Consider the following 13994-nt stretch of genomic DNA (forward strand, 5'->3'; position numbering starts at 1 on the left):
GTGAATAAATCGCTTTGGCAACAATGTGCGGAACGATTACAAAGCGAATTAACAGCGCAGCACTTTAATACCTGGATCCGTCCCCTTCAGGCAGAAATAGCAGATGATACCTTAACCTTGTATGCACCTAATATGTATGTGGTGGATTGGGTTAAAGATAAGTATCTAAACCTCATCAATGATTACCTAGGCGAGTTAGCAGCAGAGCAAGAGGGCAAGGCACCACACGTTGCGTTTACCGTAGGCAGCATTCAGCAAGCGGCGGCTCCGTCAGCAGCTCCGGTAGCGCCGACTCCGCAAGCAGCTCCAGTTCGTAAGCCAGCGATGCGACATACGCCATGGACCACCGAAAGTACGCCAGCGCCTGCATTTGAGTGCAATATTGTGCCGGAGTATACCTTTGATAACTTCGTTGAAGGTAAATCAAACCAATTAGCCCTAGCAGCAGCACAACAAGTTGCCGAAAATCCCGGTGGTGTTTATAACCCGCTATTTATTTATGGCGGTACGGGTTTAGGTAAAACTCACTTATTGCATGCGGTGGGTAACGGCATCATGGCGCATAAGAAAGACGCTAAGGTGTTTTATATGCGGGCTGAGCGATTTGTGCAGGATATGGTTAATGCGATTCGAAACAGCACCATCGATGAATTTAAACGTTATTATCGCTCCGTTGATGCATTGATGATTGATGACATTCACTTCTTTGCCAACAAGAAAGGGTCTCAAGAAGAATTCTTTCATACTTTCAATGCGTTACTTGAAGGTAATCAGCAAATTATTATGACCAGCGACCTTTACCCGAAAGAAATTGAAGGGGTAGAAGACCGATTGCGCTCACGTTTTGGGTGGGGCCTAACGATTGCGATTGAGCCGCCGGAATTAGAAACGCGGGTAGCGATTCTTATCCGTAAAGCACAAGAACGAGGCATTACCTTACCTCATGAAGTTGCATTTTTTATCGCTAAGCGTTTACGTTCAAACGTGCGGGAATTAGAAGGTGCACTCAACCGGTTAGCGGCTAACGTGAATTTAACGGGCCGTCAGATAACCATAGATTTTGTTCGTGAGGCCTTACGCGACTTGATTGCGGCGCAAGAAAAGTTGGTAACCATAGATAATATCCAGAAAACTGTGGCAGAGTATTATCACGTCAAAATTGCTGATTTGCTCTCGAAGCGACGTAGCCGTTCAGTAACGCGGCCACGGCAGATGGCCATGGCGCTGGCGAAAGAATTAACCAACCATAGTTTGCCTGAAATTGGCGATGCCTTTGGTGGGCGAGATCACACAACAGTTTTACACGCGTGTCGAAAAATTAAATCACTAAAAGACACGCAGAATGATATAAAAGAAGACTACAGAAACTTAATCCGTACGTTGTCGGCATAATTGGTACCGCAGCGTTTGGGATAAACACAACAGGGGAATGTGGGGATGAAATTTTCCATCAATCGCGATGCTTTTCTCAAGCCACTTCAGGTTGTAAGTGGCGCGGTAGAACGCCGTCATACAATTCCAATTTTGTCTAATGTGCTGATTCAAGTTCAGCCTGATGGCATTCGTTTGACCGGTACGGATCTTGAAGTAGAGCTGGTGTCGTCTTGTGCCATTGATGATGGTGAAGCGGGGCAAGTGACAGTGCCAGCCAAGAAGCTGGTCGATATTGTCCGAAGTCTACCAGAAGGTGCGCTCGTTCAGTTTAGCGCATCAGCTGATAAAGCGATGATTCGCTCGGGTCGTAGTAAGTTTACCTTAGCAACATTGCCGGCTGAAGACTTCCCTAACATCGATGACTGGGATAGCGATATTCAGTTAGTGACGAGTCAGTCTACCTTGAAAGACTTGATGGAACGCACGAGCTTCTCTATGGCTAACCAAGATGTTCGGTATTATTTGAACGGTATGCTGTTTGAGACTGATGCAAATACGTTGCGTACTGTTGCAACAGACGGTCACCGCCTAGCGATGAGCAGTTGTGCTATTGGTCAACCTAATTTGGCCGCACGCCAAGTTATAGTGCCGCGAAAAGGTGTCACAGAGTTATTGCGTCTACTAGATGACGTTGATACTGAAGTGAAAGTCTTGATTGGCAACAATCATATTCGGGTTGAAACGAATGGTATTGGTTTTACCAGTAAGCTCGTTGATGGACGTTTCCCAGATTATCGTCGAGTGCTACCAAATGGCGGTGATAAAGTTGTGGTCGCCGACCGCGATACACTTAAGCAAGCCTGTTCACGAGCGTCGATCTTGTCTAATGAAAAGTATCGAGGTGTTCGGGTTAATTTGAGTACCGGCGAGATGTGCTTAACTGCGAACAACCCTGAACAAGAAACGGCTGAGGAAGTGATCGAGGTCGAGTACCAAGGCGCTAGTCTGGAGATCGGCTTCAATGTCAGTTATTTAATCGACGTATTGAACACCATCCAGGGTAACCAGGTTAAGTTAACGCTTTCAGGTCCTGATGCCAGTGGTTTGGTTGAAGACAACGAGGATGATTCGTCGTTGTATGTAGTTATGCCTATGCGCCTCTAAGGCGCATAGCAAGCTTGTTATGTATTTAGATACGTTAGCTATATCGCAGTTTAGAAATTTTGAAAGCGCGAAGATAAAGCCAGGAAAGACCATTAATATCATTTCTGGGCAGAACGGTAGCGGTAAGACAAGCTTGTTAGAATCGATTTATTGCTTAGGTTTCGGGCGCTCCTTTCGACACGGTACCTACAAGCAGTTAATTCGAAATGAGCAAGACCAGTTCGTGGTGTTTGCTAAGGTGGTCGAACAGACAGGCACATTGCATCAAGTGGGTTTTCAGCGCACCATGCAAGGCGATGTTCAACTGAAAATCGACCAGCAGCGCGAAAAGAAATTCTCTGCACTAGCGCGAATGGTGCCTGTGCAGTTAATGACACCAGAGAGTGTTGAACTGATTTTAGGTGGGCCTAAGTTACGACGTCAGTTTATCGATTGGGGAGTGTTCCACGTGGAACATTCGTTTTACCCAGACTGGATGAACTTCAGCAAGGTCCTTAAGCAACGTAATAGTTTGCTGAAAATGAAGCGGTTTGAAAGGGAAAGAGAATACTGGGATAAGCAGTTTGCTCACTATGGCGAGCAGGTGCATAGTTTTCGCCATGCTTATTTAGAAGCGTTTATCCCAGTGTTGTCTGAAAGACTAAAAGAGTTTTTGCCCAGTTATGATTTCAATTTTTCTTTGAGGTCTGGTTGGGATAAAGAACTAAGTCTCGCTGACGCATTGGTAAAGCATCAAGAGCAAGATATTCGATATGGTCACTCAACAGTGGGACCACATAAAGCCGAGATGCGTATGACGGCTAACGGCGAGGATGTAAAAAACATTCTATCGCGTGGCCAGTTGAAGCTGTTAGTAGCAGCCTTGAAGTTAGTACAAGGAGACTATCTTCATCAACGAACCGGTATTCAATGTATCTATTTGGTGGATGATATCACCGCTGAGTTAGATACGGAGAGCCAAGCAAAATTTTGCGGTGCACTGGTTGCATCCAACTCACAGGTTTTTGTATCTGCGATTGATGGAAGTGATATTCACGACCTGTTAAAAAGTCCTGATACTAAAATGTTCCACGTGGAACATGGAACCGTTAAGGAACAATAGAGAAGCTAGTTATGGCAGAAAACAATTACGATTCGTCCAGTATTAAAGTCCTAAAAGGACTAGATGCAGTTCGCAAACGCCCGGGCATGTACATTGGTGACACTGATGACGGCACCGGCTTACATCATATGGTATTTGAAGTCGTCGACAACTCCATTGATGAAGCCTTAGCGGGATACTGCAAAGATATTCTTGTGACGATTCACTCTGATGGTTCGGTCTCTGTACGAGATGATGGTCGGGGTATTCCAGTCGATATTCACCCGGAAGAGGGTGTCTCTGCCGCACAAGTTATCATGACCGTCTTACACGCCGGTGGTAAATTCGATGATAACTCATATAAAGTGTCGGGTGGCTTGCATGGTGTTGGTGTATCTGTAGTAAACGCACTGTCAGATACGTTACGTTTGACCATCAAGCGCCAAGGCCATGTTTATGAGCAAACCTATAAACTAGGTGAGCCAGTAGAGCCTATGAAAGAAGTAGGTGATACTGATAAAACGGGCACAGAAATTCGCTTTTGGCCAAGCTCGACAATCTTTACGGATATCGAATTCCATTACGATATATTAGCTAAGCGCTTACGTGAGCTATCTTTCTTAAACTCGGGCGTATCTATTATTCTGCAAGATGAGCGGAATGAACGCCGTGACCATTTTAAATACGAAGGCGGTATTGCTGCATTTGTTGCTTATTTGAATAAAAGCAAAACTCCAATTCATCAGAACGTATTTAACTTCACCCAAGAGCGTGAAGACGGTATTACTGTAGAAGTATCGATGCAATGGAATGATTCCTTCCAGGAGAACATCTACTGCTATACCAACAACATTCCACAACGTGATGGTGGTACCCACTTAGCTGGTTTCCGTGCTGCATTAACGCGAACCCTAAATAGCTACATGGAAAAAGAAGGGCTACACAAGAAGTTCAAAACCAACGCTACCGGTGACGACGCTCGTGAAGGCTTAACAGCTGTGGTGTCCGTTAAGGTTCCAGATCCTAAGTTTTCGTCACAGACCAAAGACAAACTAGTTTCATCTGAGGTGAAAACGGCAGTTGAACAGGCGATGAATGAGCGCCTTGCAGATTATCTGTTGGAGCAGCCAAACGACGCCAAAATCATCGTCGGTAAAATCATTGATGCGGCACGAGCTCGTGAAGCAGCGCGTAAAGCACGTGAAATGACTCGCCGTAAGGGTGCATTAGATCTGGCAGGTTTACCAGGTAAGCTAGCAGACTGCCAAGAGAAAGACCCAGCACTTTCTGAACTTTATATTGTGGAGGGTGACTCTGCGGGTGGCTCAGCAAAACAGGGCCGTAACCGTAAGAACCAAGCCATTCTTCCTTTGAAGGGTAAAATCCTAAACGTAGAAAAAGCACGTTTTGATAAGATGCTATCCTCACAAGAAGTAGCTACCTTAATTACCGCACTTGGTTGTGGTATTGGACGTGACGAATACAATCCAGATAAGACCCGTTATCACCGTATCATCATCATGACGGATGCTGACGTTGACGGTTCTCACATTCGGACGTTATTGCTAACTTTCTTCTACCGTCAAATGCCCGAGCTTATCGAACGTGGTTACATGTACATCGCCCAACCACCACTTTATAAAGTGAAGAAGGGTAAGCAAGAGACGTACATAAAAGATGACCCAGGTCTGATTCAGTATCTTACCAGTCTTGCACTTGATGGTGCCTCGCTGCATGTCACTAAAGACGCACCTGGTATTAGTGGGGCACATCTAGAGACGTTGGTGAATGACTATCAGTTGGTACAAAACAGCATTAAGTTACGGTTATCTCGTCGGTTGCCGGAAACCTTCTTGCAGCGTTTACTGTATGCGCCGCGATTAACGGAGCAATTGCTGAAAAATCAAGATGATATGCAAAACTGGGCAGCAACCCTAGAAGCTGACTTAACAACACGCGAAATCAACTCTGCTACCTATAAAGTTAGCGTTAAGCAAGATGAAGAGCGGGGCGTTTTCTTGCCAGTTGTCATCGTACGCATGCATGGTATTGATACAGAATACCCATTAACTTACGAGTTCTTGATGTCACGCGATTACGACCAACTTGTTTCCATTGGTGAGAAGATCAATGGATTAGTAGAGCCGGGTGGTTTTGTTCGTCGCGGTGAAAAAGAAAAACCAGTAGATAACTTTGTTGATGCGGTTGAGTGGTTAATTGCGGAGTCTAAGCGCGGTATCTACATCCAGCGTTACAAAGGTCTTGGGGAAATGAACCCGGAGCAATTGTGGGAAACTACCATGGACCCAGAAACGCGACGCATGTTGCGGGTAACTATCGAAGATGCTATTGCGGCGGATCAGTTATTTACCACACTCATGGGTGATGATGTTGAGCCACGTCGTGCATTTATTGAAACCAATGCACTGCAGGTAGCAAACTTAGACGTGTAGTCTTTAACTGAGTCAAATAGGCATGAAAAAAGGGAGCGTTATACAACGCTCCCTTTTTATTTTGGAAACAAAAGAATCAAGCCAGTTATCAAGTAACTTAATTCTTTATGCGCCTAGTTTAGTTTAAAACGGAGATATCCGCAATTTGAAGAAACAGTTCGCGTAGCTGATTCAACAAGGCTTGTCGATTAGCCCGAATGTTTGCATCTTCGGCGTTTACCATAACTTCTTCAAAGAAGCTATCTACCGGTTGCTGCAAAGCAGCGAGTTCATTCAATGCTAAGCTGTAGTCGTTGTTGCCCAATGCCACTGTGGCCGCTTGTGCTGCCGCTTTCATGGCTTGCGCCAATTGCTGCTCAGCTGCTTCTGTTAGGAGCTGCTCATCAACCTGATCAGGGATATCACCTTCTACTTTAGCTAGAATGTTGCTGACGCGTTTATTCGCTGCGGCTAGCGCATCAGCTGCTGGAAGCGAGCGGAAGGCACTGACTGCATGAACACGCTGATCAAAGTCTAGCGGCAAGGTAGGGCGGCGAGCTAACACGGCCTGAATGACGTCCACCGCTATCCCTTGATCTTGATAGAAGGCGCGGAAGCGACCCATCAAAAACTCAAGCACATCGCTCTTCACGTCGGTGTTAGACAGTAAACCAGCAAAGCTATCAGCTGCGATATCGATCAGGGTGACCAAATCTAGAGTGAGTTTTTTCTCAACCAAAATACGCAGCAGGCCGATGGCACTACGACGTAAGGCGAAGGGGTCGCGGTCGCCTTTCGGGATCTGGCCAATGCCAAAAATACCTACTAACGTATCCAGCTTATCGGCAAGTGCAACAGCTGCGCCTGCAGTTGAAGCAGGCAGCATATCGCCGGCAAAGCGGGGCAGGTAATGCTCAAAAATCGCTTCTGGAACACCCTCAGCCTCGTTGTCGTGGCGGGCATAATGCATTCCCATCACCCCTTGGGTTTCAGGGAATTCTAGCACCATCTGAGTGCCAAGGTCGGCCTTACACAGCAAGCCGGCACGTGCGGCTACAGCTGCGTTGGCTCCTAACAGCTTTGCAATCTGCTCAGCAACTGTTGCAATCCGCTCAGATTTATCTTTCACTGAACCAAGTTCTTTTTGGAACAGAATATTGGCAAGCCCGTCGACGCGGCTGTGCAGACTCACTTTTTTGTCAGTCTCAAAAAAGAACTGAGCATCGGCTAAGCGTGGACGCACCACCTTTTCGTTACCTAAAATAATCTGCTGCGGATCTTTGCTTTCGATATTGGTGATAAAGATAAAGGCAGGCAATAAATGCCCCTCTTTATCGTGTAATGGGAAGTAGCGCTGATCGTCCTTCATGGTCACAATCAATGGCTCTTTCGGTACCGCTAGGAATTTTTCATCGAACTGTGCAGAGAGCGCAACTGGCCACTCAACCAAAGCTGTCACTTCGTCGATTAGGTCGTCATCTTGGATAACTTCGCCACCAAGCTCTGCAGCTAGCGTAGCAATAGCTTCTACGATACGTTGCCGACGTTTAGCAAAATCAGCAATAACCCAGGCTTGTTCAAGGGCTTGTTCGTAGTCACCAGCGTAGCTTAGGCTCGTACCTTGTGGGCAATGAAAACGATGGCCCAATAAGTGATTACTGCTTGCTACACCTAATACGTCACCAGCTATCAATTCATTCCCATAGAGCATGGTAACTGTATGTACCGGGCGAATAAACTGGGCGCTGCCGGCACCCCAGCGCATCGGTTTAGGGATAGGAAGCTTCTTCAAGGCTTGGCGTACCAATTCTGGCAATACATCAGCCAGTGGTTGGCCTTTTACCGCTGCCTTATAGAGTAACCATTCACCTTTATCAGTCACTAAACGTTCAGCTTCTGCGACGCTTATACCATTGCCTCGCGCCCAGCCTTCGGCGGCCTTAGTAGGCTGGCCTTGTTCATCAAAGGCGACATTTATCGCGGGGCCACGCTTTTCGACTACTTTATCTGCTTGAGTGGCGGTTAATTCATGAACCTGTACAGCTAACCGACGAGCTGAAGCGAAGCCGGTGACTGCACCAAAGCTAAAGTCATGTTCGCTAAGTAACCCAGCAAGAGCATCGGTAAAGGCCTCGCTTAAACCTTTAAGCGCCTTTGGCGGCAACTCTTCAGTACCAATTTCTACTAATAAAATATCCCGTTGCACAGCTTATGCTCCTGGTTGGTTTGCTAGTGGAAACCCAAGCGCTTCGCGCGCTGCATAATAGGCTTCAGCACAGCCTTTGGCCATTGTCCTTACCCGCAGAATATAACGTTGGCGTTCGGTTACCGAAATCGCGTGGCGGGCGTCGAGTAGGTTAAATGCATGCGAGGCTCGCATCACTTGTTCATAGGCTGGCAAGGGCAAATTGTGTTCTAACAAGTGCTGGCATTCTTTTTCACAGGCCTCAAACCGTGCGAATAGCACGTTAACATCGGCATGCTCGAAGTTATAAGTTGACTGCTCAACTTCGTTTTGATGAAACACATCACGATAGAAAATTTTACCGCGTGGGCCATCGGTCCAAACCAAATCGTAGATGCTATCCACCCCTTGGATGTACATAGCTAAGCGCTCAAGCCCGTAGGTGATTTCACCAGCAACTGGCTTACACTCTAGTCCACCAACTTGCTGGAAGTAGGTAAATTGAGTCACTTCCATACCATTAAGCCAAACTTCCCAACCAAGCCCCCAAGCACCGAGTGTGGGTGATTCCCAGTTGTCTTCAACAAAGCGGATATCGTGCACTAGCGGATCAAAGCCAAGCATCTGTAGCGAACCCAAGTACAGTTCTTGTAGATTACTTGGTGAGGGCTTCATCAACACTTGAAATTGATAATAGTGTTGCAAACGGTTAGGGTTTTCACCGTAACGTCCATCGGTAGGGCGCCGACAAGGTTGCACGTAGGCAAAGCTAGCCGGCTCGGGGCCGACCGAGCGTAAAAAGGTCATCGGATGAAAGGTACCCGCACCTACTTCCATATCTAACGGTTGAACCACCGCGCAGCCCTGTTGGGCCCAGTAATCTTGAAGGGCAAGAATAAGCCCTTGAAAGGTTTTTACATCGTAGCTAGCCATGCGATTCTCGTACTGTTTTTTGTGACGAATTAGCGTAAATTATACCCTGTGTTGTGCTTTGGTTACAGGACTGCATACAGGATACCATGCGAAATGACTGAAACAATTCAACGTTGTAGTTGGTGCGGTACTGCAGCTGATTACGTTGCCTACCATGATAATGTCTGGGGCCGCCCAGTTAGCGATAGCCAAGAGCTGTTTGAAAAGCTCTGTCTAGATGGTCAGCAAGCAGGCTTAAGTTGGCTTACGGTGCTGCGCAAGCAAGCTCATTACCAGCAAGCCTTCGCCAACTTTGACCCAGATGAAATTGTTAGTATGCCAGCAAGTTATCAACAGGAGCTCATGCACAATGCAGGAATTATCCGCAATCGTTTAAAGATAGAGGCTATCTTCAAAAATGCTCGAGCGTATATTCAATTACGTGATAGTGGCCAAGCATTCAATGAATTTTTGTGGCAATTTAGCGACGGACAGCCACGGATCTTCGCTAGAACCGGGGGAGATATTCCTACCCGCGATGAAATTTCTGATACTATGGCCAAGGCGCTTAAAAAAGCAGGTTTTAGCTTTGTTGGCACCACAATTTGTTACGCTTTTATGCAAGCCGTTGGTATGGTGAATGATCATCTCGTTGATTGTCATTGTTATCAGCCCACGTGTCAGCTAATGCGAGAATTTACCTTAACCAAATGAGTGAACCATGTTAGAAATCGTGCTCGCTGATTACAGCAACCCGAAACACCGCCAGGCGGTGTTAGATATGCTAGATGATTATGCGCAAGATCCTATGGGGGGTGGCGAGGCGCTACCAGAAGAAACGAAAGCAACCTTAATCGACGAGATGGCTAAGCGCGACCATGTGTTCTCGCTGTTGGCATTTCAGGATGATGAGCCAGTTGGATTAGCTAACTGTGTTGAAGGGTTTTCAACCTTTGCCGCCAAGCCGGTGATGAACATTCATGACATTGCTGTGATTAAAGCTTGTCGTGGTCAGGGCATTGCCAAACGCTTATTACAAGAAGTCGAAACTCTGGCGCAGTTCCGTGGTTGTTGCAAGCTCACCTTAGAAGTGCTGCAGGGCAATGAACCAGCTAAAATCGCCTATGAGAAGTTTGGCTTTAAGCCCTATCAGCTTGATGACGCCATGGGTAAAGCTGAATTCTGGCAAAAGTATTTGTAACCATCATGAGTGATGCAATAACGCCGACCGCGACGCTAGATGCTCTAGGTTTACGTTGTCCTGAACCGGTGATGATGGTGCGGTTGCAAATCCGTAAACTCAACGTTGGCGATGTCCTCGAGATTATCGCCGACGATCCAGCAACCACCCGCGATATACCCAATTTTTGTCGCTTTATGGACCATGAATTGTTAGCTGCCCAAACCGATACCTTACCGTACCGTTACCTGATTAAGAAAGCATAAAAAAGCCGCTGCAAGATGGCCTTGCAGCGGCTTTTCGATCTTAACCTAGGTTAGTTAAGACGCTCGTATACAGTGGCAATGCCTTGGCCTAAACCAATACACATGGTTGCCACGCCAAGAGTCGCATCTTTACTTTCCATCAGGTTGATTAGGGTAGTAGAAATACGTGCCCCAGAGCAGCCTAATGGATGACCTAGCGCAATAGCGCCGCCATTCAGGTTCACTTTTTCATCCATCACGTCTAACAAACCTAGACCTTTCAGTACGGGCAGTGATTGCGCTGCGAAAGCTTCATTCAGCTCCCACAAGTCAATATCCTGAACGCTTAAACCAGCTCGTTTCAGAGCTTTTTGCGTGGCTGGAACTGGACCATAACCCATAATCGAAGGATCGCAACCTGCAACCGCCATCGCACGAATGCGCACGCGCGGGGTCAGGCCGAGGGCTTTCGCTTTATCGGCTGACATGATTAAACAGGCAGCAGCACCATCAGATAGTGCTGATGACGTACCTGCTGTTACTGTGCCGTTAGCTGGGTCAAACACTGGACGTAACGCAGCAAGGCCTTCTACAGTGGTTTCTGGACGAATCACTTCGTCATCTTTAATCAAACGCAGAATGCCTTCGGCATCATGCCCTTCAATCGGCAGGATTTCGTTAGCGAAGCGGCCTTCAATCGTCGCAGCATGAGCGCGGGCATGAGAGCGAGCGCTAAAAGCGTCTTGTGCGGCGCGGTCGATTTCAAACTTACGCGCTAACAACTCTGCAGTCATTCCCATGCTACCAGAAGCCCGAGCCACAGATTTATTCATGCCTGGATGAAAATCAATGCCGTGGGTCATAGGAACGTGGCCCATATGTTCAACACCACCGGCGATAAAGATCTCACCATCACCATGCATAATAGCTCGTGCCGCGTCATGGATGGCCTGCATTGAAGAACCACAGAGCCGGTTTACCGTAACCGCAGACACATGGTGCGGAATACCGGCAATCAGGGCGGCATTTCGGGCGATGTTAAACCCTTGCTCTAAGGTTTGCTGTACGCAGCCCCAATAGATGTCTTCTAATTCATTAACATCCACTTGTGGGTTACGTTCTAACAAACCTTTCATCAGATGCGCAGACAAATCTTCTGCGCGTACGTTGCGAAACACTCCGCCTTTGGATCGACCCATTGGGGTGCGAATACAATCGACAATCACTACGTCTTTCATACAATTCCTCCGTTAGCTCTGCGCTAATGATTAACCGGCCAGATAAGATTTACCTGACTTGGCCATTTCGCGCAGGCCATCGGTTACTTGATACATTTCACCTAAGTGAGCATATTTATCAGCTAAGGCAATGAAGTTCTCTAAACCTACCGTTTCTAAATAACGGAACGGGCCGCCACGGAAAGGAGGGAAGCCTAAGCCATAGAGCAATGCCATGTCGCACTCTGCGGCCGAAGCTACAATGCCTTCTTCAAGGCAGCGTACGCATTCGTTCACCATAGGTACCATACAACGAGCAATGATGTCGTCAGCGCTCAGTTGCTTATCACCAATATTCAGCAGTTCGTAAACCTCAGGGGCTTGTTCTTTACTCGGGCGACCTTTTTTGTCGACGCCATAGTTATAGAAGCCTTTACCATTCTTCTGACCAAATCGCTCAGCCGCAGCTAGTTTTGCAATGGCGCTGCTGGCATCGCGTGGCATGCGGCTAGGGAAGCCATCCGCCATCACGAGCGTACAATGATCAGCGGTATCAATACCTACGACATCACTTAAGTAAGCAGGGCCCATCGGCCAGCCGAATTGGCGCTCCATAACTTTGTCGATACCAGCGAAATCAACGCCTTCATCGACCATGCCGGCAAAGCCTGCTAAGTATGGGAACAGTACTCGATTCACTAAGAAGCCAGGGCAATCATTGACCACGATGGCGGTTTTACCCATGCGCGCGGCATAGGCAACAACTGCAGCTACGGTTTCATCAGAGGTGTGCTCGCCACGAATCACTTCAACTAACGGCATTTTGTGCACTGGGTTAAAGAAGTGCATGCCGCAGAAGCGCGATGGGTCTTTCAGATTTTTAGCCAAACGGTCGATAGAAATGGTCGAGGTGTTCGATACTAAAATGGTATCGGCATCTACCATAGACTCCATTTGGGCAAGAACCTTACCTTTCACATCTGGGTTCTCAACCACGGCTTCAACGACGATGTCGACGCCCTTCACACTTTCATCAAGCAAGCTTGGGGTGATAGAGGAGAGCACCGCTGCCATTTTTTTATGGTCTAAACGGCCGCGCTCAACTAACTTGCCGAGGATTTTACTGGCTTCGCGCATACCTAAATCAAGCGCATCTTGGCGGATGTCTTTCATCACTACCGGAACGCCTTTATAGGCAGATTGATAGGCAATACCACCGCCCATAATTCCAGCACCTAATACCGCTGCTCGTTTGATTTCTTTGGTTGCCTGCTTCGCAGCTTTCTTAGCTTTACCCTTGACCAATTGGTCGGCTAAGAAAATACCTACTTGTGCTTTACAAGCGTCGGTTTGAGTTAAGCTAACAAAGGCTCGGTTTTCAGCGTTTAAGGCTTCTTCACGGGTATGACGAGCGCCTTCTTCAATCGCGCGAATCGCAGCATGAGGCGCTGGATAGTGTTTACCGGCTTGGGCTGCGACCATACCTTTGGCAGTCACCAAAGTCATGGTTAATTCAACATCGTTAGCCTTGAGGGCTTCGAGTTTTGGCTGACGTTTTTGTTGCCAGTTCAATTCACCCGCCGCAGCAGCTTTCGCCATGGTTAGGGCCGCTTCACGTAATTTCTCTGGGGCAACAACTGAATCTACCAAGCCAATTTTCAAGGCATCTTCAGGACGATTGTTCTTACCGGTGGTGATCAGCTCGAGGGCATTGTCCGGACCAATAATCCGTGGCAAACGCATGGTGCCACCAAACCCTGGGATGAGGCCCAGTTTTACTTCAGGTAAACCGATAGTAGCTGTGGTATCTACCACACGATAATCACAGGCTAGGGCTGCTTCGCAGCCGCCGCCTAAGGCGAAGCCTGTTACTGCGGCAACGGTTGGTACCGGCAGGTCTTCAAGCTGATCAAACACACGTGAAGCTTTCGCTACCCACACTTTGGTTTGTTCTACATCAGCGAAGAGCGTTAAAAACTCAGTAATATCGGCGCCAACGATAAAAGTAGATTTACTGCTAGTTACAATCACGCCACGCAATCCATCAGTACTGGCTAGTTGCGTAAGTGCTTGACTGAATTCTTCCAAGGTCTTCTGGTCGAACTTGTTAACTGAGCCGGCTGCAGCAAATTGTAACTCTGCAATTCCGTCTTCAACAAACTCAACCCGAATATTGTCACCCTGATAAATCATAAAATTCTCCT

The 13994-nt window shown here is 47.4% G+C and carries 11 protein-coding genes; 7 read left to right on the top strand and 4 right to left on the bottom strand.

Going from position 1 to position 13994, the window contains the following annotated elements:
• The 4 genes from dnaA to gyrB are packed head-to-tail and all read left to right on the top strand — an operon-like array spanning window position 1 to window position 6072.
• Window positions 1-1392 carry a chromosomal replication initiator protein DnaA gene (dnaA, locus tag AB8S08_RS00005; protein WP_313932769.1) on the top strand — a complete coding sequence of 464 codons (1392 nt, stop codon included), beginning with the start codon at window positions 1-3 and terminating at the stop codon, window positions 1390-1392.
• Window positions 1393-1437: 45 nt separating this feature from the next.
• Window positions 1438-2538: a DNA polymerase III subunit beta gene (gene dnaN, locus AB8S08_RS00010; protein ID WP_369742971.1), complete on the top strand. Its 1101-nt coding sequence runs from the start codon at window positions 1438-1440 to the stop codon at window positions 2536-2538.
• A 19-nt stretch (window positions 2539-2557) separates the two neighbouring features.
• Window positions 2558-3640 (top strand): DNA replication/repair protein RecF, encoded by a 1083-nt coding sequence (recF, locus tag AB8S08_RS00015; RefSeq protein ID WP_110075711.1) that lies wholly within the window; start codon window positions 2558-2560, stop codon window positions 3638-3640.
• Window positions 3641-3651: 11 nt separating this feature from the next.
• The gene (gene gyrB, locus AB8S08_RS00020; protein WP_110075710.1) at window positions 3652-6072 is read left to right on the top strand and encodes a DNA topoisomerase (ATP-hydrolyzing) subunit B; all 2421 of its coding nucleotides are present in this window, start codon (window positions 3652-3654) and stop codon (window positions 6070-6072) included.
• 118 nt (window positions 6073-6190) lie between these two features.
• Here the strand turns inward: gyrB and glyS are convergent, their stop codons facing one another.
• Both glyS and glyQ read right to left on the bottom strand, forming a co-directional pair.
• Complete coding sequence (gene glyS, locus AB8S08_RS00025; RefSeq protein WP_369742972.1) at window positions 6191-8257, bottom strand: glycine--tRNA ligase subunit beta; 2067 nt, start codon at window positions 8255-8257, stop codon at window positions 6191-6193.
• A 3-nt stretch (window positions 8258-8260) separates the two neighbouring features.
• A complete protein-coding gene (gene glyQ / locus AB8S08_RS00030; protein ID WP_110075708.1) occupies window positions 8261-9169 on the bottom strand; it encodes a glycine--tRNA ligase subunit alpha in 909 nt (302 codons plus the stop codon).
• A 93-nt stretch (window positions 9170-9262) separates the two neighbouring features.
• Between glyQ and AB8S08_RS00035 the strand changes: the two genes are divergently transcribed.
• The 3 genes from AB8S08_RS00035 to tusA are packed head-to-tail and all read left to right on the top strand — an operon-like array spanning window position 9263 to window position 10594.
• Window positions 9263-9862 (top strand): DNA-3-methyladenine glycosylase I, encoded by a 600-nt coding sequence (locus AB8S08_RS00035; RefSeq protein WP_369742973.1) that lies wholly within the window; start codon window positions 9263-9265, stop codon window positions 9860-9862.
• A gap of 7 nt (window positions 9863-9869) precedes the next feature.
• Window positions 9870-10349 (top strand): GNAT family N-acetyltransferase, encoded by a 480-nt coding sequence (locus tag AB8S08_RS00040; RefSeq protein ID WP_110075706.1) that lies wholly within the window; start codon window positions 9870-9872, stop codon window positions 10347-10349.
• Between the two features lie 5 nt (window positions 10350-10354).
• Entirely contained in the window at window positions 10355-10594 is a 240-nt protein-coding gene (gene tusA / locus AB8S08_RS00045) for a sulfurtransferase TusA (protein ID WP_110075705.1), read from the top strand.
• Between the two features lie 50 nt (window positions 10595-10644).
• Here tusA and fadA read toward each other — a convergent pair whose 3' ends face one another.
• Together fadA and fadB are read right to left on the bottom strand one after the other, a co-directional pair.
• Window positions 10645-11811, bottom strand: coding sequence for an acetyl-CoA C-acyltransferase FadA (gene fadA / locus AB8S08_RS00050; RefSeq protein ID WP_369742974.1), 1167 nt, complete (start codon window positions 11809-11811; stop codon window positions 10645-10647).
• A 30-nt stretch (window positions 11812-11841) separates the two neighbouring features.
• Window positions 11842-13983, bottom strand: coding sequence for a fatty acid oxidation complex subunit alpha FadB (fadB, locus tag AB8S08_RS00055; RefSeq protein WP_369742975.1), 2142 nt, complete (start codon window positions 13981-13983; stop codon window positions 11842-11844).
• Window positions 13984-13994 lie beyond the last annotated feature (11 nt).

Source organism: Pseudidiomarina sp. PP-1MA, from assembly GCF_041200125.1.
GTDB lineage: Bacteria > Pseudomonadota > Gammaproteobacteria > Enterobacterales > Alteromonadaceae > Pseudidiomarina > Pseudidiomarina fusca.